The organism is uncultured Bradyrhizobium sp. (genome assembly GCF_936943645.1).
In the GTDB taxonomy this organism is placed as follows: domain Bacteria; phylum Pseudomonadota; class Alphaproteobacteria; order Rhizobiales; family Xanthobacteraceae; genus Bradyrhizobium.
Genome location: NZ_CAKZJO010000081.1, coordinates 75937 through 97037, shown reverse-complemented (window position 1 = coordinate 97037; position 21101 = coordinate 75937). Strand labels below are relative to the sequence as shown.

Annotated in this window: 19 protein-coding genes; 12 read left to right on the top strand and 7 right to left on the bottom strand. The window is 66.0% G+C overall.

Annotated elements, in window-relative coordinates; genetic code table 11:
* The first annotated feature begins 59 nt into the window (after positions 1–59).
* Positions 60–917 carry an NAD(P)-dependent oxidoreductase gene (locus Q0743_RS22085; RefSeq protein ID WP_298243597.1) on the top strand — a complete coding sequence of 286 codons (858 nt, stop codon included), beginning with the start codon at positions 60–62 and terminating at the stop codon, positions 915–917.
* An 11-nt stretch (positions 918–928) separates the two neighbouring features.
* Here the strand turns inward: Q0743_RS22085 and Q0743_RS22080 are convergent, their stop codons facing one another.
* Positions 929–1366 (bottom strand): AAA family ATPase, encoded by a 438-nt coding sequence (locus Q0743_RS22080; protein ID WP_298243596.1) that lies wholly within the window; start codon positions 1364–1366, stop codon positions 929–931.
* Positions 1367–1599: 233 nt separating this feature from the next.
* Between Q0743_RS22080 and panE the strand changes: the two genes are divergently transcribed.
* Entirely contained in the window at positions 1600–2529 is a 930-nt protein-coding gene (gene panE, locus Q0743_RS22075; protein ID WP_298243595.1) for a 2-dehydropantoate 2-reductase, read from the top strand.
* On the opposite strand, the gene recG is transcribed toward panE, so the two are convergent.
* Positions 2526–4634 carry an ATP-dependent DNA helicase RecG gene (gene recG, locus Q0743_RS22070; RefSeq protein ID WP_298243594.1) on the bottom strand — a complete coding sequence of 703 codons (2109 nt, stop codon included), beginning with the start codon at positions 4632–4634 and terminating at the stop codon, positions 2526–2528. The genes panE and recG overlap by 4 nt on opposite strands.
* Before the next feature lie 184 nt (positions 4635–4818).
* Between recG and Q0743_RS22065 the strand changes: the two genes are divergently transcribed.
* A complete protein-coding gene (locus Q0743_RS22065; RefSeq protein WP_298243593.1) occupies positions 4819–5109 on the top strand; it encodes a succinate dehydrogenase assembly factor 2 in 291 nt (96 codons plus the stop codon).
* Positions 5106–8624: a transcription-repair coupling factor gene (mfd, locus tag Q0743_RS22060; RefSeq protein WP_298243592.1), complete on the top strand. Its 3519-nt coding sequence runs from the start codon at positions 5106–5108 to the stop codon at positions 8622–8624. The genes Q0743_RS22065 and mfd overlap by 4 nt, the downstream gene beginning before the upstream one ends.
* Before the next feature lie 106 nt (positions 8625–8730).
* Here the strand turns inward: mfd and Q0743_RS22055 are convergent, their stop codons facing one another.
* From Q0743_RS22055 to Q0743_RS22045, 3 genes are all read right to left on the bottom strand, one after another.
* Entirely contained in the window at positions 8731–9954 is a 1224-nt protein-coding gene (locus Q0743_RS22055; protein ID WP_298243591.1) for a GGDEF domain-containing protein, read from the bottom strand.
* Positions 9955–10040: 86 nt separating this feature from the next.
* Positions 10041–11543 carry a class I adenylate-forming enzyme family protein gene (locus Q0743_RS22050; RefSeq protein ID WP_298243590.1) on the bottom strand — a complete coding sequence of 501 codons (1503 nt, stop codon included), beginning with the start codon at positions 11541–11543 and terminating at the stop codon, positions 10041–10043.
* A 4-nt stretch (positions 11544–11547) separates the two neighbouring features.
* Positions 11548–13425 carry an extracellular solute-binding protein gene (locus tag Q0743_RS22045; protein WP_298243589.1) on the bottom strand — a complete coding sequence of 626 codons (1878 nt, stop codon included), beginning with the start codon at positions 13423–13425 and terminating at the stop codon, positions 11548–11550.
* 261 nt (positions 13426–13686) lie between these two features.
* Here Q0743_RS22045 and Q0743_RS22040 point away from each other — a divergent pair, with 261 nt between their 5' ends.
* Positions 13687–14493: an invasion associated locus B family protein gene (locus Q0743_RS22040; protein WP_298243588.1), complete on the top strand. Its 807-nt coding sequence runs from the start codon at positions 13687–13689 to the stop codon at positions 14491–14493.
* Positions 14494–14570: 77 nt separating this feature from the next.
* Here Q0743_RS22040 and hspQ read toward each other — a convergent pair whose 3' ends face one another.
* Entirely contained in the window at positions 14571–14903 is a 333-nt protein-coding gene (gene hspQ / locus Q0743_RS22035) for a heat shock protein HspQ (protein WP_018317973.1), read from the bottom strand.
* 106 nt (positions 14904–15009) lie between these two features.
* Between hspQ and Q0743_RS22030 the strand changes: the two genes are divergently transcribed.
* Positions 15010–15963, top strand: a complete 954-nt coding sequence (locus tag Q0743_RS22030; RefSeq protein WP_298243587.1) for an AEC family transporter — start codon at positions 15010–15012, stop codon at positions 15961–15963.
* Between the two features lie 4 nt (positions 15964–15967).
* Here the strand turns inward: Q0743_RS22030 and Q0743_RS22025 are convergent, their stop codons facing one another.
* Positions 15968–17152 carry a UbiH/UbiF family hydroxylase gene (locus Q0743_RS22025; protein WP_298243586.1) on the bottom strand — a complete coding sequence of 395 codons (1185 nt, stop codon included), beginning with the start codon at positions 17150–17152 and terminating at the stop codon, positions 15968–15970.
* 86 nt (positions 17153–17238) lie between these two features.
* Between Q0743_RS22025 and pcsA the strand changes: the two genes are divergently transcribed.
* The 6 genes from pcsA to Q0743_RS21995 all read left to right on the top strand — a co-directional run bounded on the left by pcsA (position 17239) and on the right by Q0743_RS21995 (position 21099).
* Complete coding sequence (gene pcsA / locus Q0743_RS22020; protein ID WP_298243585.1) at positions 17239–18006, top strand: phosphatidylcholine synthase; 768 nt, start codon at positions 17239–17241, stop codon at positions 18004–18006.
* Positions 18003–18737, top strand: coding sequence for a TerC family protein (locus tag Q0743_RS22015; RefSeq protein WP_298243584.1), 735 nt, complete (start codon positions 18003–18005; stop codon positions 18735–18737). The genes pcsA and Q0743_RS22015 overlap by 4 nt, the downstream gene beginning before the upstream one ends.
* A 75-nt stretch (positions 18738–18812) precedes the next feature.
* Positions 18813–19787, top strand: a complete 975-nt coding sequence (locus Q0743_RS22010) for a quinone oxidoreductase (protein WP_298243583.1) — start codon at positions 18813–18815, stop codon at positions 19785–19787.
* 378 nt (positions 19788–20165) lie between these two features.
* Positions 20166–20573 carry a hypothetical protein gene (locus Q0743_RS22005; protein ID WP_298243582.1) on the top strand — a complete coding sequence of 136 codons (408 nt, stop codon included), beginning with the start codon at positions 20166–20168 and terminating at the stop codon, positions 20571–20573.
* A complete protein-coding gene (locus Q0743_RS22000) occupies positions 20570–20836 on the top strand; it encodes a DUF5985 family protein (RefSeq protein WP_367184931.1) in 267 nt (88 codons plus the stop codon). The genes Q0743_RS22005 and Q0743_RS22000 overlap by 4 nt, the downstream gene beginning before the upstream one ends.
* Positions 20833–21099, top strand: coding sequence for a DUF5985 family protein (locus Q0743_RS21995; RefSeq protein WP_298243581.1), 267 nt, complete (start codon positions 20833–20835; stop codon positions 21097–21099). The genes Q0743_RS22000 and Q0743_RS21995 overlap by 4 nt, the downstream gene beginning before the upstream one ends.
* Positions 21100–21101: the final 2 nt, after the last annotated feature.

The following is a 21101-nucleotide window of genomic DNA, read 5'->3' as shown; positions in this document are numbered from 1 at the left end:
TCCTCTGCTAGTCTCCGGCGATCCCGGCACCTTGCCCGGATTTCGACCCGGAGTGCACGATGTCCAAAACCATTGCGATCCTCGCACCCGGCGCCATGGGCAGCGCCGTCGCCCGCCGCCTCGGCGAACATGGCGCGCGCGTGCTGACGTCCTTGACGGGGCGGAGCGAGGCGACGCGAAAACGCGCCGCGGACGCCGGCATGATCGGCGCCGACGACGATGCGATCGCAGCTGCCGACATCATCCTTTCGATCGTGCCGCCGGGCGAGGCCGTCGCACTGGCTGAACGGCTGGCCGCGCTGATCGTCAGGCGCGAGAAGAAGCCGATCGTGGTCGATTGCAACGCCGTCAATGTCGACACCGTGCAGCGAATTGAGGAGATCATCGGCTCGGCGCAGGCGCCGTTCGTCGATGGCGGCATCATCGGATTCCCGCCGCAGCAAGGCGGCAAGAGCCCGGCCTTCTACATGTCCGGCGAGCACGCCGATGACGTCGCAATGCTCAGGGATTTCGGCCTCGACGTGCGCATCGTCGAAGGCCCGGTCGGCGCGGCCTCCGCCCTGAAGATGTCCTATGCCGGCATCGTCAAGGGTCTCGCCGGGATCGGCTCGGCCATGGTGATCGCGGCGACCAAAGCGGGCGCGGCCGATGCGCTGCGCGCCGAGCTCGCGCTGAGCCAGCCCGCGATCCTGGCGCGGCTCGAAGTGGCGCTGCCGGACATGATCCCGAAAGCCTATCGCTGGGTCGCGGAGATGCGGGAGATCTCGGGTTTCCTGGGGCCCGACCATCCGGCCAGCCAGATCTACGAAGGCTTTGCGCGCTGGTTCGAGCATCTCGCGAAAGATGCCAATGGCGAGGCTGTGGATGCTGACCTGATGAAGGCTTTCGCTGCGGGGACCGCGCGGACAAAATCCTGATCGATCCGAGCTCACTCGCCGTCGCGTGAAACCGAGTCCAGAAAGCCCTGAATGTCCCGGTCGCGTCTCAGGCGCACGACCGGAACATCGGGGCCATATTGCAGCCGCTCGGCCTCGATGGCGGGCACGCGCTCGGTATCGTAGCGCCACGCCTCTTTCATGAGATTCCAGTCGAACTGTTCCGGACATCCCGCGGGCAGATCCGGGCGGTTCGTGTCGCGGTCGAAGGCCGAGCGCCAGAGGATACGCCACTGGCAAAGCCAGCGAGGGCGGTCGATGACGACGAGAAGATCGGCGCGCGCGATCGTGAGATCGAACGCCAACCCCGAGAAGCTGCCGTCGACGACCCAGGCCTCGCCCGCGATCGCCTCGGTGACGCGCGCGCGAAAGCCCGGTTTGTCCGACGGCTTCCAGCCCGGCTGCCAATAGAGCACGTCGAGATGCACCACGGGCAATTCGAGCTTTCGCCCGAGATTGAGAGCGAGGCTCGTCTTTCCGCTTCCCTGCGAGCCAACGACGATGATCCGGCGCATGGCGGGAAGGGTCGCATGAAGTCTGCTGCCGGGAAAGAGTCTGCGTTCCGAGCCCGGCTTCATCTGCGCTTGCAATGACGGGGAGGAGACGTCGCGGGACCCATCTGTTATTGTTTCTGCGGAAGCAAGTTGCTGCGGCGGGAGTTCAAATGAGAGTGTTGGTGATCGGCGCGGGAGCACTGGGTGGCTATTACGGCGCTCGCCTGGTCCGGGCTGGCGGCGATGTGACCTTTCTGGTGCGGGCCGGGCGGGCGGAGCAATTGCGGCAGAATGGACTGCAAGTCGTGAGCCCCCACGGCGACTTCGCCGTGCAGCCGAAGACCATCCTGGCCAACGATCTCAAGGAGCCGTTCGACGTCGTGCTCGTCGGGGTGAAATCCTACTCGCTCGATGACGCGATGGCCCAGTTTGCCCCGGCCGTGGGCGCCGACACGATGATCTTGCCGATCCTCAACGGGTTGAAACATCTCGATGCCCTGATTGCGCGTTTTGGCGCGAGATGTGTCCTCGGCGGTCTCGCGAACGTCAGCGCCGGGCTTGATGCCGATGGTCGCGTCATTCAGTTCATGGCCAACCAGACCATCGTCTTCGGCGAGATCGAGGGTGCACTGAGCGAGCGCGTGCTCGCGCTGGAGACGCTGCTCCATGTTCCCGGGATCGACGTTCGCGCCAGCGAAGCGATCATGCAGGACATGTGGGAGAAGTTCGTCCAGCTCTCCACGCTCGCCGGCATCACCTGCCTGATGCGTGCGAGCATCGGCGACATCCTGGCCGTGCCGAACGGCGAGCAGTCGATCTTCCGCCTGTTCGCGGAATGCTGCGCCGTCGCGACGGAATCGGGTTTCGAGCCGCGCGCGCCGTTCATCGAGTTCGACCGCAAACTGTTCACCACGCTGGACTCGCCGTTGAAGGCCTCGATGCTGCGGGACATCGAACGTGGCTCGATCACCGAGGCTGAGCACATCCTCGGCGATATGGCCAATCGCGCCCGTGCGCTCGGCATCGACACGCCATTGCTGGATCTCGCCCGCGCGCATGTGGCGGCCTACGAGGTCGGGCGACGGAGGGCAGCGACTTAACCCGCGCCGATCAGCGGGATCGCCTCGTCGCGTTCGTAGAGATACAGCAGGCAGCGCAACGCCTCGCCGCGCTCGCCCTTGAGCTTCGGATCGTCCTTCAGAATCCGCAGCGCCTCGTCTCTGGCCTGTGTGACGAGCTGGCCGTGGACCTCCGGGCGCGCGATGCGGTAGCCGGGCAGGCCGCTCTGGCGCACGCCGAGCACGTCGCCTTCGCCGCGCAGCTTCAGATCTTCCTCGGCGATACGAAAGCCATCGGTTGTCTCGCGGATCACCTTCAGCCGCGCCTTCGACATCTCGCCGAGCGGTTCCGAGTAGAGCAGGATGCAGGTCGAGGCTTCCGAGCCGCGTCCGATGCGGCCGCGCAGCTGGTGCAACTGGGCAAGGCCGAAGCGTTCGGCATTCTCGATCACCATGATGGTCGCCGCCGGCACGTCGACGCCGACCTCGACCACGGTGGTGGCGACCAGAAGGCCGATCTCGTGCGCGGCGAACTGGCCCATCACGCGGTCCTTTTCGGTACCCTTCATCTGGCCGTGAACGAGGCCGACACGGTCGCCGAAGCGCTTCTGCAGGCTCTCGAAACGCTTGGTCGCGTTGGTGAGATGCTCGGTGCCCTCGGCTTCGGACTCTTCCACCAGCGGGCAGATCCAATACACCAGCTTGCCGGACTCCAGTGCGCGGCCGACGCCGTCCATGACCTCGCCGAGCCGGCTCATGGCGACGGCGCGGGTGTCGATCGGCTGCCGGCCGGCCGGCTTTTCGCGCAGCTCGGAGATGTCCATGTCGCCGAAATAGGTCAGCACCAGCGTGCGGGGAATCGGCGTGGCGCTGAGCACCAGCACGTCGACGGCTTCGCCCTTGGACGTCAGCGCCAGGCGCTCGCGCACGCCAAAGCGGTGCTGCTCGTCGACGATGGCGAGCGCGAGGTCGTGGAAGATGACGTCGTCCTGGATCAGCGCATGGGTGCCGACGAGCAGGTCGATCTCGCCGGCGGCGAGCTGCGTGATGATCTCGCGCCGCTCCTTGCCCTTCTCGCGGCCGGTGAGGATCGCGACCCGCATCCCCGCGCGCTCCGCAAGCGGGGCGATGGTCTTGATGTGCTGGCGCGCCAGGATCTCGGTCGGCGCCATCAATGCGGCCTGCTTGCCGACCTCGACAACCGCAGCGGCCGCAAGCAAGGCGACCACGGTCTTGCCGGAGCCGACGTCGCCCTGGAGCAGGCGGAGCATGCGCACCGGCTGTTGCAGGTCCTCCGCGATGGCGGCGGCTGCGCTGCGCTGCGACGGGGTGAGCGCGTAGGGAAGGGCATCGATGATCTTGCTGCGGAGGTGCCCGTCACCGGCATTGCGCACGCCGGCGGGACGGCGGAGTTGCGCGCGGATCAAAGCGAGCGCGAGCTGGCCGGCCAGAAGCTCGTCGAAGGCGAGGCGCGACCAGAACGGCCGGTCCGGCAGGATGTCCGTCAGCTCGACGGGCTGGTGCACACGATTGAGCGCTTCGGCGATCGGTGGGAAATTGCAGCGGCGCATCACCTCCGGGCTGATCCATTCCGGCAGCGCCGGCAGCTTCAGCAGCGCCTGCGCGATGGCACGGCGCAGCGAGCCGAGCGCGAGGCCCTCGGTCAGCGGGTAGACCGGATCGATTCCCGAGAGCTTCGAGATCGCCTCCTCGTCCAGCACGCGGTCGGGGTGCACGATCTGCGGGATGCCGTCATACATCTGCAGCGTGCCGGAGACGAAGCGCTTCTCGCCGACCGGCAGCAGCTTCTCGACATAGCCGGGCTTGGCGCGGAAGAAGGTCAGCACCACGTCGCCGGTATCGTCGCTGGCATAGACGAGATACGGCGCGCGGGCGTTGCGGGGCGGGGGCGGGCGGTGACGGTCGACGGTGACCTCCAGCGTCACCATGGTTCCCTGCGCCGCGTCGCGGATCTTCGGCCGCGCGCGGCGGTCGATGACCTGGCTCGGCAGATGCAGCAACAAATCGACCAGCCGCGGCGTCTCGCTCCGGCTGAGCAGATATTGCAGCAGCTTGTCCTGCTTCGGACCGACGCCGGGGAGCGTGGTCACGGGAGCAAACAGCGGATTGAGCAGGCTGGGGCGCATCAGGCGAATCTAGGATCGTTTCGGCCCGTCATGCCCGGCTTTATGCCGGGCATCCACGGCTTTTTTCGTGGCCCTTTGCGGGTATCCGGCCATGCCAAATCGAGGGCTGACACAGGCGGTTCGAGTGGCTATATCAGCCCCGCCCGGCACGTCCGGGCTTTCTGCGTTTGACTGGATTTGAGACATGACGGGAACGACACGATCGAGCAGCGGCCTGGACGACCGCCGCAAGCGGCTTCTGTTCCGCTGCTGGCACCGCGGCACGCGCGAGATGGACCTGATCCTCGGCCGGTTTGCGGACGCCGAGATCGGCAATTTGTCCGAGGCCGAGCTCGATCAGCTCGAGATCCTGCTCGAGGTCAACGATCCCGATCTCTATGCCGCCATTACCGGTGACAAGGTGCTGCCACCTGCTGTCACCGGCGCGCTGTTTGCCCGGATCAAGGCATTCCCGATTACGGACGGCGATCTATGAAACCGGGAATGAAGTCGCCGGCCGAGCTGCTTGCGCCCGGCCGGGCCCTGACGCTTGCCAACGTCGCGGAAGGCGCCGAAGGCCTCGTCGTCTCCGATCTCGCCCGCGCCATCGCGGCGCGGCCGAAGAGGCCGGCGGTCAGCCTTGCCGTGGTCTGCCGCGACGGGCCGCGCATGCAGCAGCTCGAACGCGCGCTGCAGTTCTTCGCGCCCGACCTGCCGGTGCTGACGTTCCCGGCCTGGGACTGCCAGCCCTATGACCGCGTCTCGCCGCATGGCGGCATCCTGGCCCAGCGCCTGACCACGCTGGCGCGGCTCGCCCCGCTCACCGGCAGCGACAAGCCGCTGATCGTGCTGACCACGGTGAACGCGGTGGTGCAGCGCGTGCCGGCGCGCGAGCTTGTGGCGGCGCAGGCGCTGTCGGTCGCGCCCGGCAACGTCGTGCCGATGGACACCATCGTCGCCTGGCTCGAGCACAACGGCTACAACCGCTCCTCGACCGTGCGCGAGCCCGGCGAATACGCCGTGCGCGGCGGCATCCTTGATCTGTTTCCGGCCGGCCTCGACCAGCCGGTCCGCTTCGACTTCTTCGGCGACAGCCTGGAATCGATCCGCACCTTCGACGCCGAGACCCAGCGCACGCTGCTCGACATGCGCGCGCTCGACCTCGTGCCGGTCTCCGAATTCCAGCTTGTCACCGACACCATCCGCCGGTTCCGCATGGGCTATGTCGCCGAGTTCGGCGCGCCCGAGCGGGACGATGCGCTGTACGAGGCCGTCAGCGAAGGCCGCCGCCATCCCGGCATGGAGCACTGGCTGCCGCTGTTCCAGGACCGGATGGACACGCTGTTCGACTATCTGCAAGGCGCTCCGATCGCGATCGAGCCGCAGGCCGAGGACGCCGTCCGCGAGCGATTCAAGCAGATCCAGGACTATTACGAGGCCCGCCGCGAGGCGATGGAGCATCACGGCGGAGGAGCGATCTACAAGCCGCTGCCGCCGGACCGGCTTTATCTCACCGACGAGGAATGGACCAAGCGCGAGAGCGGCATGCCGCTGGTGCGGCTGACGCAATTCTCGGTGCCGGCCGACGGGACGAGTGTCGTCGATGCCGGCGCGCGCAAGGGCCGCGACTTCGCGCCGGAACGCAACGACACCACCGTCAACGTGTTCGAATCCGTCGTCAGCCACGTGATGGCGCTGCACGCCCAGCGCAAGAAGGTCGTCATCGCGCTCTGGAGCGAAGGCTCGCGCGACCGCATGACTTCGATGCTGCGCGACCACAAGCTCGCCCACACCACCAGCGTCAACTCCTGGCGCACGGTGCAGGCGACCCCGCGCAACGAGACCATGCTCGCCGTGCTCGGCCTCGAAAGCGGCTTCGAGACCGACGAGATCGCTGTGATCAGCGAGCAGGACATTTTGGGCGACCGCCTGGTGCGGCCGCGCAAGGCGAGCCGCAAGCTCGACAATTTCATCTCGGAAGTGACGAGCCTTGCCGCCGGCGACATCGTGGTCCACGTCGATCACGGCATCGGCCGCTTCATCGGCCTGCAGACCCTCGACGTTGCCGGCGCGCCGCATGACTGCCTCGAATTGCACTATGCCGCCGAGACCAAGCTGTTCCTGCCCGTCGAAAACATCGAGCTGCTGTCGCGCTACGGCTCCGACCAGACCACGGTCGAGCTCGACCGTCTCGGCGGCGGCGGCTGGCAGACCCGCAAGGCCAAACTCAAGAACCGTATCCGCGAGATCGCCGGCGAATTGATCAAGATTGCTGCCGCGCGCCATCTGCATGAGGCGCCCAAGCTGCTGGTGCAGCCCGGCCTCTACGACGAGTTCTGTGCACGCTTCCCCTATGACGAGACCGAAGACCAGCTCGGGGCCATCGAATCCACGCTGAAGGACCTCGAACTCGGCCGTCCGATGGACCGGCTGATCTGCGGCGACGTCGGCTTCGGCAAGACCGAGGTGGCCTTGCGCGCCGCGTTTGCCGTGGCGCTCGAAGGCAAGCAGGTTGCGGTCGTGGTGCCGACCACGCTGCTCGCGCGCCAGCACGCAAGAACCTTCACCGAGCGGTTCAAGGGCTTTCCCGTGAACGTGGCGCAGGCCTCGCGCCTGATCGCGACCAAGGAGCTCAACCTGGTCAAGAAGGGCATCGCCGACGGTTCGGTCGACATCGTCGTCGGCACCCACGCGCTGCTCGGCAAGGCGATCAAGTTCCGCGACCTCGGCCTCGTCATCGTCGACGAGGAGCAGCACTTCGGCGTCACTCACAAGGAGCGGCTGAAGGCGCTGCGCTCCGAGGTGCACGTGCTCACGCTGTCGGCAACGCCGATTCCGCGCACGCTGCAACTGGCGCTCACCGGCGTCCGCGAGCTTTCGATCATCGCATCGCCCCCGGTCGATCGCCTCGCGGTCCGCACCTTCGTCGCTCCGCATGATCCCTTGATGATCCGCGAGGCGCTCCTGCGCGAGCGCTATCGCGGCGGCCAGGCGTTCTACGTCGTGCCGCGCATCGACGACCTCGCCGAGGTCAAGGACTTCCTCGACAAGAACGTGCCGGAGATGAAGGTCGCGGTCGCGCACGGCCAGATGCCGCCGGCGGTGATCGAGGACATCATGACTGCGTTCTACGACGGCAAGTTCGACATCCTCCTGTCGACCACCATCGTCGAGTCCGGCCTCGATATCCCCAACGCCAACACGCTGATCGTGCATCGTGCCGACATGTTCGGCCTTGCGCAGCTCTACCAGCTCCGCGGCCGCGTCGGCCGTTCCAAGCTGCGCGCCTATGCGCTGTTCACGCTCCCTGCGCAGCAGAAGATCACGGCGCAGGCCGAGCGCCGGCTCACCGTGCTGCAATCGCTGGAGACACTGGGGGCAGGCTTCCAGCTCGCCTCGCACGACCTCGACATCCGCGGCGCCGGCAATCTGCTCGGCGAGGAACAGTCGGGCCACATCAAGGAGGTCGGCTTCGAGCTCTATCAATCGATGCTGGAGGAGGCGATCGTCAACCTCAAGGCCGGCGTCTCCGAGCCTGCCGCCGACCGCTGGTCGCCGTCGATCACCATCGGCATGCCCGTGCTCATTCCGGAGGATTACGTCGGCGATCTCTCGGTGCGGCTGTCGCTGTACCGGCGCCTCGCCGATCTCGACACCGAGGAGGAGATCGAGAATTTCGGTGCCGAGATGCGCGACCGGTTCGGTGTGCTGCCGGACGAGGTGCGTTATTTGTTCAAGGTCGCCGCGATCAAGGCATTCTGCCGCCGGGCCAATGTCGAGAAGATCGACGCAGGCCCCAAGGGCGCCGTCATCGTCTTCCGCGACAATTCCTTCGCCTATCCCGATCGCCTGGTCACCTTCATCCGCAGCTACGGCCAGGCCGCCAAGGTACGGCCCGACATGAAGGTGGTGTTCCTGCAGGATTGGGAGACGCCGGAAGAGCGCCTCGCCGGCACCACGGAGATCATGCGTCAGCTGGCACAGCTCGCGGAGAGCAAGAAGGCGGCTTAGACGGTGCCGTAGGGTGGGCAAAGCGAAGCGTGCCCACGTATTGTTCGTGATCGAGAGAGATGGTGGGCACGGCGCAAGGGCGCCTTTGCCCACCCTACGAGAGCAGTTACGACGCCGCCCGCGTCCCGTCCGCCGACAGCCGCGCCAGCAGCGACCTTGCCGTATCCGACGGCGATAGCGAGTCCACGCTGACCACCGGCTCGCTGCGCATCTCGTGCTTACCATTCGAAGTGTGGCGCATCACGGCGGATAAGCGGCGGGCGATCATGTGGGCGGTGCGGAAGTCGGTTTCCGCGAACACGACGATGACCGAGCCGTCCTTCTGCGCCGCGCCGAAATCCATCTGACGCATCAGGCGGCTGAGGATGCGGGCGGCGTCCAACTGGGCGCGGGAATTGCCGGGGTCGAAGGCGAAGCGCGCGACCGACAGACCGCCGCCGCGGGCGAGGGCCTGCTCGACCGCCTTGGAAAAATCGCGGGCGAAAGCTTCGACCGTCAGAAGGCCGCTGCGCGGATCGAGCCAACCGCCGGCATCGATCGAGCGCAGCGTGCGGCTCAATTGTGCTTCCATGGCGTGCTGGCGGATCAGGGGCAGCGCATTGGCCGCGACCTTGGCCGGCTCTCCCGGGATCAATTCGAGATTGGGCAGGTCGTAAGTCTGCGTCAGCTGGTGCGCGGTGACGACGACCGGCAGGCTGCGGAAGCGGGTGTCCTCGGCGAGCACCGTGAGAAAGGCGTCGGTGACGCGCGCGGTAAAGCCCTCAGCAAGCACGACGCCGTCGAGGTCGCGGGTGTTGAGGTGTTTCGCGGCAGCCTCGATCGAGAGTGCACCGACCACACCGACGCGTTCCCCGAGCGCGACGGAGAGTGCCGGATAGGCTGCGCCGCGGCCGATCAGCAGCACGGTGGCATCGCGAGCGGGATCGCCCTGCGGCAGGGCGACCTTCACTTCAGGCAGTCGGCGCAGCACCGTGGCATGAAGCGTGCGCACGCGCAGGGCGGCGCGAAGCCGCGCGATCAGGCGGTCGGGATTGCCGCCGCGCGAGGAGAAGGGCAGCGCGTTGTGAGGCAGCGTGCTCGCCGCATCCACGGTCACGAAGGGCAGGTAGGGCGACTGGTCGGCGATCTTCCTTGCGAGCGGCGCGATATGCGGCTCGTGTCCGCCGGACATCTGGGCGAGAACCACGGCCGGCTGGACCTGCTCGACCGCGCGCGCCGCGCTGGCCCACTCGGTGTCGACGACGGGAAACAGCCGGGCCTCGTCCAGCGCCGCAATGAAAGGCGGCCGCTCGGCATTGGACACAAACAGGATCGGGCCCGCCTGGGACATTCGACAAACTCGGATCACGCAACAGATGCCGCGCAATCTAGTTTGGCCGCCTTAATGCAGCGTCAACGTAGCAGGCGAAACTGCGTCTAGACCTGGCCGGAGCGGTCGCGAAAAGCCTCGACCATCAGGGGGTTAAGCCCGAGCTCGCTGAGCGCCTCGCGGGCGCGGGCATTGTCCTGGGCGCGCCCGGCCAGCCTGTGGCCGCTCAGCCGATCGGGCAGCGCGGTGAGGAGGGCGCCCTGGCCGAGCCGGCGAGCCCATTCCTGGAGATCGTTGGAGAGGAAGCGATAGCCGCCGACCGCCATGATGCCCGAGGGCGGCGCCGTGATGCAGATCGCGCCGCTCGGGCGGTCGATCCGTGCGGCATAGCCGGTGTCGACATAGTCGCGCGGCGGCTGCGCCGTCAACGTGTCGCCGACCGGCTGCGGCGGGGCATAGGCCGCGATCGGCACCATCGCGCCGCGCAGGCCAAGCGTGCCCTTCGGCGTCAGCAGGATCTCGCCGGCGATGGAGGAGCCGGATTGCTCGCGCGGGGCGCCGTGCGGCCCGGGCATGACAGGCACCGGCATGCCGTCCTCGCCGCGGCGGGCGCCGAACAGGCCGGCCTCGCCGAACAGGTAGACGTCGGTCAATGGCGCATGCGGGGCGATCCAGGCATCACTCGCCGCCACCTGCTCCGGCGCGCGCCAAAGGCCGATGACGTTGCGCAAGGACGGCATCCGCGCCGCCAAATCGGCATCGCCGAGGCGCAGGGCGAGCTGCGCCGGCGCGATCAGCACCTCGCATTCGTGCTCGTTGATCTGCTGCTCCAGCACATCGTTCTCGAAGGGATGATGCAGCGCCAGCGCGCCGCCGGAGAGCAGCCACACCGCGAGCGAGGAGGCGAGGCCGGCGAACGACATCGGCGCGAGCGCCGCCATCAAGGTCGCGCCCTGCCTGATGTCGGCTTCCAGCGACATCGCAAGACCACCGGCGATCAGGCTGAAGTGTGGCCGCGGCACCGGGCGAAAGCCTTCTGCCGTGACGTCGAAGGAGATCATTGCCGCCTTGCGGCCGTCCTGGATCACGGCACGCGTCAGGCCGGGCGGGCGGGCCAGCACCTCGTCGAGCGAAGCCATGCCTTCGGGCAGATCGGTGCCGAAGCCGCAGACATGACGGATCGAGAACGCCTCGGCGGCGGCGTGCATCGCGAGGTCGGCATAGCTGACGCCGTCGACAGTGCTCATGGTGACGATGGCGCGCGCCGCGGTGCGGTTGAGCGCCGCGGTCAGCTCCGCATGTCGCCACAGCAGCGGCAGCGCCGCGACGACGAGGCCGGCGCGATGGGCGGCGAGCACGGTGAGCACGAACTCGACCGTCGCCGGCAACTGGATCGCGATGACGGAATTGGCCGGCAGGCCCGCTTCGACGAAATAGGCCGACAGCGCCTCGATGGCCGTGTCGGCCTCGGCATAGGTCATCCGTCGCGGCTGATGCCCGGTCACGCGGGCCTTGTTGAGGGGGTCGAGCAGGGCAGGCGCGTGCGGCTGTCGCATCAGCGTGCGCTGAAACAACGTGTCGAGCGTCGGTGATACGGCTGGCTGGTTCACGGCGTCACTTCGCTGGAATCGCTGGAGGCTGCCCCTTCGACCACCAAGTCTCCGGCAAATAGCCGGAGAGGGAGGTGGCCTTGGGCCGTTCTATCCGATTCCAGCGCGCGATCCATTGCTCCGATACGTTAAACAGGGGGATTGTGTAGAAGCCCGCGATCAAGGCGCGGTCGAGCGCCCGCACCGACGAGACGAAATCCGTATGTTCACGGGCTTCGAGCAGCGCGGCGATCATGGCGTCGACCGCCGGATTTCTGGCGCCCATGTAGTTTCGGGTTCCGGGATTATCCGCGGCAGCGCTGCCCCAGTAGAAATATTGCTCGTTGCCCGGCGACAGCGACTGGTCCCAGCGGTTCTGGATCATGTCGAATTCGAATGCGAGCCGGCGCTGGTCGAACTGCACGGGATCGACCGACCGCACGCTCGGTTCGATGCCGGCGCGTTTGAGGTCGCGCTGGAACGCGAGCGCGATACGCTCCTGATCGCGGGTCGTGACCATGATCTCGAACGTGAAGGGCGCCTTGGTCGCGCGGTTGCGCAGCACCGTGCCCTCGAGATCGTAGCCGGCCTCGGACAGCAGCTTCAGCGCTGCGCGCAGCGTGGTGCGGTCGCGTCCGGATCCGTCGGTCACGGGAAGGCGGTAGCTGCCGTCCATGATTTCGGCTGGAATCTGGGTGGCGAACGGTTTCAGCAGCTCACGCTCGCGCGCGTCCGCCGGCCGGCCATAGGCCGACAGGTCGGAGCCGGCGAAATAGCCGGCAACGCGCGCATAGAGCCCGAAGAAATAGTTGCGGTTGACCAGCTCGAAATCGAACAGCAGCGTCAGCGCCTGGCGCACGCGGATGTCGGCGAAGATCGGGCGGCGCGTGTTGAACACCAGGAATTCGGACGGCTGCGGCACGCCCGGCTTGACGGTATCGCGGATCACCTCGCCGCTTCTGGCGGCCGGAAAATCGTAGCCGTCGTGCCAGCGCAGCGGCTCGTGCTCGACGCGGAAATCGTAGAGGCCGCGCTTGAAGGCTTCGAACTGGCCGTTGGCCTCGCGAAAATAGTCGAGCCTGACCTCGTCGAAATTGTAGAGCCCGCGGTTGATGGGCAGGTCGCGGCCCCAATAGTCGGGATTGCGGGTCAGCGTCACGCTGGCCCCGGGCTTCACGGCCGTGACGCGGTAGGGACCGGAGCCGACCGGGCTCGTCAGCGTCGTCTCCTCGAAGGTCGCGACGTCGACTGCATGCTTTGGCAGGATCGGCATCAGGCCGAGGATCAGCGGCAGCTCGCGATCATTGGCGCCCGCGAGGTCGAAGCGGACCGTGAGGGGATCGGGCGCCTCGGCCTTGGCGACCTTGGCGTAATATTGCCGGTGGTTGGGGCGGCCGTGGTCGCGCAGCAGCTGCCAGGAGAACAGCACGTCCTCGGCCGTGACCGGCTTGCCGTCGGAGAAGCGGGCGCGCGGATCGAGGCGAAACGTGACGAAGCTCCGCTCGTCGTTGGTTTCGACGCTTTTGGCCAGCAGGCCATAGAGCGTGAACGGCTCGTCGTTGCCGCGCGCGAGCAGGCTCTCGACCACGTAGCCGCGCATCTGCTGCACGGCCAGTCCCTTGACGATGAAGGGATTGAGGCTGTCGAACGTGCCGAGAACACCCCAGGTCAGGCGGCCGCCCTTGGGGGCGTCGGGGTTGGCGTAGGGCATATGGGTGAAATCGGCCGGCATCGCCGGCTTGCCGTGCATGGCGATGGCATGAGCCTCCTCGGCTCGCGCACCGCCTGTCGACATTCCGCCGCCGAGGGCCAGGACAAGGGCAAAGGCCAACAAGGCCAAGACGCGAACGCGGACACATAGGCGGATATTTGGGCCCTCGAAGCGGCGTTGGAACATGAACATCAGCACACGTTGATTCGAGGACCGGCTCGCCTTGAATCCTATCACAGGGAATTTCACTGGGCTCAGCCGCGGACGGGGCCAAAGCCGCTTGTCGGCATTGATCTTTTCGTCGGCCACGCTAAGAAGGCACGCAATCGCGCAAGAGCGTCGAGCCCGTCACTTATCCGCCTCAATTGACGGGGAGAGAGCCGCGCCCAAGGCGGCCAGGTTCGGCGCTTCGGAGCGGTTCGGGCACTTCCCGTTCAGAAAGGGTTTTCCGCAATGAATTTCCGTTACTTGGCCGCGTCCGTCCGGCCGCGCGGGCGACTTCTCGCCTTGTTGACGGCGACGGCGTTGGCCGTCCCGTTTGCCGCCGAGGCCCAAAACCCGGCTCCGGCCCCCGGCGCGCCCAAGGCGGCCCCGAAAGCGGCTCCCAAGGCCGCCCCTAAGGCCCCGGCCGCTCAGGCCCCAGCCCAGCAAGCTCCCGCTGCAGGCGCTCCGGCGCAGCAGGGCGCGGCCCAGCCGGCCGACCAGCAGATCCAGCTGATCTACGCCCCCTGGACCAAGTTCTGCCTCAAGGGCCAGGACGCCAACGCCAAGCAGGTCTGCTTCACCGGCAAGGACGGCCGCATCGAATCGGGCCAGCCGGTCATCGCCGCGGTCATCATCGAGCCGGAAGGCGAGCCCAAGAAGATCCTGCGCGTGACGCTGCCGCTCGGCATGCAGCTCGTGCACGGCACCCGCATCATCGTGGACAGCAACGCGCCGCTGCAGCAGCCCTATGTGATCTGCTTCCAGAACGGCTGCATGTCGGACTACGAGGCGACGCCCGAGCTCATCAACAGCATGAAGAAGGGCCAGAATCTCGTTGTCCAGGCGATCAACGCCAACGGCGCGCCGCTGACCCTGCCGCTGCCGCTCGCCGGCGAATTCCAGAAGGCCTATGACGGTCCGCCGACCGATCCGAAGGTGTTCGAGGAAAACCAGAAGAAGCTCCAGGAGGAGCTCCAGAAGAAGGCCGACGAGCAGCGCAAGAAGCTCGAGCAGGGTGGTGGTGCCCCCGGCGCCGCTCCAGCAGGCCAGAAGTAATCGGAGCCAGGCTCCGGACATGAAAAAGGCGCTCGTTTCGAGCGCCTTTTTTGCTGGCCGTTTGCCGGCGACGAATGTCAGTTCAGCGAGGGATTGCGCGGGCGATAGCCGCCATCCTTGTTCTTGATGAAGATCTCGGCCACCTGGGAATGCCGGATCGGCTCACCGGACTCGTCGGGCAGCAGATTCTGCTCGGAAACATAGGCGACGTACTCGGACTCGGCGTTCTCCGCGAGCAGGTGGTAGAACGGCTGGTCCTTGTGAGGCCGTACCTCCTCGGGGATCGACAGCCACCACTCCTCGGTGTTGTTGAATTCCGGATCGATGTCGAAGATCACGCCCCGGAACGAGAAGATCCGGTGGCGTACGACCTGTCCGATCTGGAATTTGGCGGTCCGCGCTTTAATCATGCCCCGTCGATAGACCAGGATTGTGGCCGATGCTAGTGGCCTCATTTGGAATTGGCGTTCACTTCAAGGGCAGATAGCCCCCAAATCTTCAGAAAACACTTCATCAATGGTCGATATCCTCAATCTGGCGCTACCTTATTTCGGCTTGATCTTCGTCGGGTTTGCTTGTGGCAAGGTCAAATCGCTGCCGGAATCAGGCCTCGCCTGGATGAACTTCTTCCTGCTCTACGTGTCGCTGCCGGCGCTGCTGTTTGCGATCATGTCCAAGACGCCGTTCTCGGAATTGAACAACCCGCCGTTCCTGGTGGCGACCACGCTATCCACCGTCGCCGCGTTCACCCTGGCGCTGGTCGTGGGCAAGGTTCTGGGACGGCTGACATTGCGTGAGGCCACGCTCGCAGGTCTCTCCGGCGGCTACGGTAACATCGGCTACATGGGCCCCGGGCTGGCGCTCGCCGTGCTCGGGAGCAAGGCGGCGGCACCGACCGCGCTGATCTTCTGCTGCGACAGCATCTTCCTGTTCACGATCGTGCCGCTCCTGATCGAGCTGTCTGATCGCGACCATCCCTCGATCGTGCACGCCTTCGGCGTCGTGGTGAAGCAGATCGTGCTCAACCCGCTGATCATGTCGGCCTGCTTTGGCGCGGCCTTCGCTTCGCTGCATATCGAGATGCCCGTCGCGCTCGATCGCACTATCACCTTCCTGCAGAATGCGGCGGCCCCGACTGCGCTGTTCGTGCTCGGCGTGACCGTGGCGCTGCGGCCGTTCGACCGCGTGCCCTGGGAGGTCCCCGGCGTGATCGCGGTGAAGCTGCTGTTCCATCCGCTCGCGGCATTCGGCCTGATGCTGGCGTTCGGGCCGTTCGCGCAGCCCTGGGCCGCCACCGCCGTGCTGATGGCCTCGCTGCCGCCGGCGCTGAACGTGTTCGTGATCGCCCGGCAGAACGATGCCTGGATCGAGTCCGCCTCCGTCGCGGTGCTGCTCGGAACGTTTGCGTCCGTGGTCACGCTGACCAGCGTGATGTGGGCGATCCAGACGGGACGGCTGGCGTTTCCGTGAGAGGTTACCTTCGCCAGGTCGGCGTCAGGCCCTCGCGCATCGCAAGACGCCGGAGCGGGCCGATGGCGCCGAGCAGGTGCATGCCGACGGCGCGGACCGGCTGCAGCGGCAGGAAGTCGTTGAGGAGGGAACGGTTGGCGATGTCGATCGCAAACGTCCGGCTCAGAATGTCCGGGCGCCGCGCGCGGTCGTAGCTCTTGAGCACCGCGTCTGCGCCGGGATCCTGGCCGGCGGCGACGGCTTCGCCCGCAAGCCGCGCGATGTCGGCGGCATCGCGCAGGCCGAGATTGAGGCCCTGGGCGCCGATCGGGGGAACCACATGGGCGGCTTCGCCGACCAGCGCGATCCGGTCGCGGCCGAAGGATTTCGGACGTTCGATCGCCAGCGGGAACAGGTTGCGGCCGGGCTCCACACTCATGCGGCCGAGGATCGAATGCGACTGCTTCTCGATCGCTGCAGACAGCTCGGCATCATCGAGGCCCCGCAGCCGCTCGGCCTCGGCCGGAGCCGACACCCAGACGACGCTGGAGCGGTCGCCGGGCAATGGCACGAACACGCAAGGCCCGTGCGGCGTGTGGAACTCGGTCGAGACGTTGCGATGCGGCCTGGTGTGGCCGACGTTGAAGGTCAACGCGGTCTGCGTCAGCTCGCGCCGCGTCACCTCGATCCCGGCGGCCTCCCGGCACAGCGAATGCCGACCGTCGGCGCCGACCACGAGGCGGGCCGTGAGAAACTGCGCGGAGGCCGTGCGGACCGCGACGTCGTCGGCCTCGATCACGACGCTTTCGGCCTCGTCGTCGAAACGAACGAGATTGGGCAGCTCAGCCGCACGCTCTTCCAGCGCCAGCATCAGCGAGCGGTTGTCGATGTTGTAGCCGAAGGCGTCGAGCCCGATTTCGTGACAGGAGAAACGGACCTCGGGGCTGCGGAACAGCCGGCCGGTGTCGTCGACGAGACGCATGGTTTCGAGCGCGGCCGCCTTGTCCCTGCAGCGGGGCCAAACGTCGAGCGTCTCCAGGAGCTCCACGGAGGCGCCCAACAATGCGGTGGTGCGATTGTCGGCATAGGGAACGCGGCGCGCCACCAGTGCGACCCGGGCACCCGTCTGCGCCAGCGCGATCGCCGCTGCCAGTCCAGCCGGTCCACCGCCGATCACGGCGGCGTCATGGAGTGTCGATGCCTCTGTCATGGAACGACAAATGACACGCCCGGCGGCAAATTCAAGCCCGCTGATCGGGCCTGATGTCATGACCGATTGTGCGGCCGGGCGGCACCATGGCGGATGTGCAAAGCGGCCTCATTCTGATAGCAGGAGCCATGGACAGCCAAGAGGATTCCCTCAAGCCGACGCCCGCGATCCGCGCTGCTGCGTTCTCGGTGCACATCTTCACCGCGTTCGGTGCCGCGATCGCGTTATTGGCGATGCTGGAGGCCGTGCGCGAGCACTGGGCGGCGATGTTTCAGTGGCTGGGCGTCGCCCTGATCATCGACGCGATCGACGGTCCGATCGCGCGCCGGCTCGACGTCAAGAACGTGCAGCCGAACTGGTCGGGCGACGTGCTCGATCTCGTGGTCGACTTCGTCACCTATGTGTTCGTGCCGGCCTATGCGATCGTGGCCAGCGGCCTGCTGCTGCCGGTCGCGGCTCCCTTGCTCGGCATCGCCATCATCGTCACCAGCGCGTTGTATTTCGCCGATCTGCGCATGAAGGCTGACGACAATCATTTCCGCGGCTTCCCGGCGCTGTGGAATGCGGCGGCGTTCTATCTGTTCCTGCTGCACTGGCCGCCGCTGTGGTCGACGCTGCTGGTGGCCGCGCTCGTCGTGCTGACCTTCGTGCCGTTCCACGTGCTGCATCCGGTCCGCGTCGTGCGGCTGCGCTGGCTGACGATGTCGCTGATCGCGCTCTGGGCGGTGCTCGGCCTCTACGTGCTGGAGATGGATTTTCGCGTCGGCACTGCCATCACGATCACGCTCTGCGCCATCGCGCTCTGGATCAGCTTCAGCGACGCCTTGATCCGATTGGTGCGGTCGTTCGCATGATGCATCTGCTGACCAGTCCCGAGGCCTGGGCGGCGCTGCTCACCCTGACCGCGCTCGAAATCGTGCTCGGCATCGACAATGTCATCTTCCTGTCGGTGATCGTCTCGCGCATCCCGGAGAAGCAGGCGCACCGCGCCCGCCAGATCGGGCTGGCGCTGGCGCTGATCTTCCGCATCATCCTGCTCAGCCTCCTGGTCTGGCTGATCGGCCTGACCGCGCCGGTGTTTTCGCTGTCCGGCTACGATTTCTCCTGGCGTGACCTGATCCTGATCGGCGGCGGGCTGTTCCTGATCGCGAAGGCGACCCACGAGATCCACGCCGAGGTCGAGGCCGATGACGGCGAGAAGGATCAGAAGTCCGGCCGCAGCGCCTTCTTCTGGGTGATCGCCCAGATCATCGTCATCGACATCGTGTTCTCGCTGGACTCGATCATCACCGCCATCGGCATGGCGCAGGACATCGAGATCATGGTCGCGGCGGTCGTGATCGCCTGCCTGATCATGTACATTTCGTCGGGGCCGGTGTCGCGCTTCGTCGCGGAGCACCCGACCACGAAGATGCTGGCGCTGGCCTTCCTGGTGCTGATCGGCGTCGCGCTGGTCGCGGACGGATTCAAATTCCACATTCCGCGCGGCTACATCTATTTCGCAATTGCGTTCTCGGCGGCGGTCGAATTCTTCAATGTGCTGGCCAAGCGTAATCGCAAGAAGTCCGGCAAGCCGTCGGTCTAGGCGTTCCAGCCGTCGCCGAGTTGACAAGGCGGTCACGATGTTTTTCGCTTGCCTGAAAGAAGAGGAGGTCAGGTGATGACCAAAGCCGTCCGTGTGCACAAGGTCGGAGGCCCCGAGGCCCTGGTCTATGAGAGCGTCGACGTGCCGGCGCCCGGCCCCGGCGAGGTGCGCATCCGCCAGCATGCGGTCGGCCTGAACTTCATCGACGTCTATTATCGCACCGGGCTCTACAAGGCGCCGGGGCTGCCGTTCATTGCCGGCAACGAGGCCTCGGGCGAGGTGGTCGCGGTCGGACCCGGCGTGACCAATTTCCATCCCGGCGACCGCGTCGCCTACTACCACAATCTCGGCGCGTATACCGGCGAGCGCAACATCCCCTGGGAGAAGCTGGTCAAGCTGCCCGACCACATCACGCACGAGCAGGGTGCGGTGCTGATGCTGAAGGGGCTGACGGTCTGGTATCTCCTGCACAAGACCTTCAGGGTCGAGCCGCATCACCGCGTGCTGATCCACGCCGCCGCCGGCGGCATCGGCCTTTTGGCCTGCCAATGGGCGAGGGCGCTCGGCGCCCACGTCATCGGCACGGTCGGCTCGCGCGAGAAGGCCGAGCTTGCGGAAGCCAACGGCTGCGACCACGTTATCCTGTATAATGAAGAGGACTTTGTCGCGCGCGTAAAACAGATCAGCCGCAACGAAGGCTGCGACGTCGTCTATGACGGCGTGGGCAAGGCGACCTTCCCGGGCTCGCTGTCCTGCCTGAAGCCGCGCGGCATGTTCGTCTCGTTCGGCAACGCCTCGGGTCCCGTGCCGCCGTTCTCGATCGCCGAGCTCAACAACCACGGCTCGCTGTTCGCGACCCGGCCCAAGCTCAACGACTATATCGGCACGCGCAAGGAATTGCTGGAGGGCGCCGACACGCTGTTCGCCGCCGTCATCAACGGCAAGCTGCACGTGCCGATCAACCACGCCTACGCCCTCAAGGACGCCGCCAAGGCCCATATCGATCTCGAAAGCCGCAAGACCACCGGCGCGTCGATCCTGAAGCCTTAAGAGGCCCGGGCGCGGAGCGGAACTCGAGGCGCGAACCGCCGAATTCTCGGTACAGTATCGGACCGATCAGGCCTAACGCCTGATTGCGTCCCCGTTTCCAGCACATCACCTTCTCGAAGCCGCCACGATTCCATCGTGATTGCGGCATTCGCGAATTGAAGTTCGGTGCATGGGGGCAGCGAGATGGCCAAGACTGCAAAGACGGAGTTCAGATATCCGGAAGCGTACTGCGCGTTCTGCGCGACGAGAACGCCTCATCTGCACGAACGGCGTGCCGTTGCCGGGCAAATCGTCGCGCGGTCTGTTTGCCTTACGTGCAACACCGAAAGACCCAAGGACGTCGGCGACAACTAGGGTCGCGATCGTCGGCAGGCGTGCTTGCCGAAACGCAATGCTTGCGCGCTCACTATGGCAGATCAATACGTTTCCGACGAATTGCGCGGCTTCATCTTGAAGCGAATCGATTCTGTGGCCCAGATCGAAGCGCTTCTTCTCATTCGATCCGAACCGCAATCGCAGTGGAACTCGGCGCGGCTTGCGAGGCGGCTTTACATCGGCGAGGCGGAGGCCGCCGAAGCGTTGAGCCGCCTTTGTGCCTCCGAGCTGTTGACCTGCACCGATGAGGTCTACCGCCTTGAAGGCGTGCCGGAGCAGAATCTGGGACTGATCGAACAGCTTCTTGCAGTCTACTCCCGACATCTCATCCCCATCACGAACCTCGTTCACTCGAAACCTCGCCGCATCGGCTCATTCGCCGAGGCCTTCAAGTTCCGGAAGGGGTCGTGACGGTGTCGTCGTTGATCTACGGACTATGCGCTGTGACATCGGCAGTTTGCGCCGGACTGCTGCTCGCTGCATACCGTATCGAGAGATACCGGCTCTTGCTCTGGAGCGGCCTTTGCTTCCTCGGTCTCGCCGCCAACAACATGATCCTGCTGCTCGACAAGGTCGTGCTACCGGATATCGATCTCTCCGCATTGCGTCTGTTCGTCGCACTGATCGCGATGAGCATACTTCTCTACGGATTGATCTGGGATACTGAATCATGACGAACAATCTGTCCGCGGTCCTGTCCGGCGCGGTGGCGATGGCCTCGTTCGCGACCACGTTGTTCTTCGCGAGATTCTGGCGTCAAACCTCCGACGTCTTCTTCCTGCTGTTCGCTCTGGCGTTCGCGATCGACACAGTCTCGCGCGCCGCGCTCGGTCTCACCGAGACGTCCGACGAACTCGAACCCGTTTTCTACGTTCTGAGGCTCGCAATGTTCGGACTGATCATCCTGGCGATCATGCTCAAGAATCGGTCGCGCTGAGA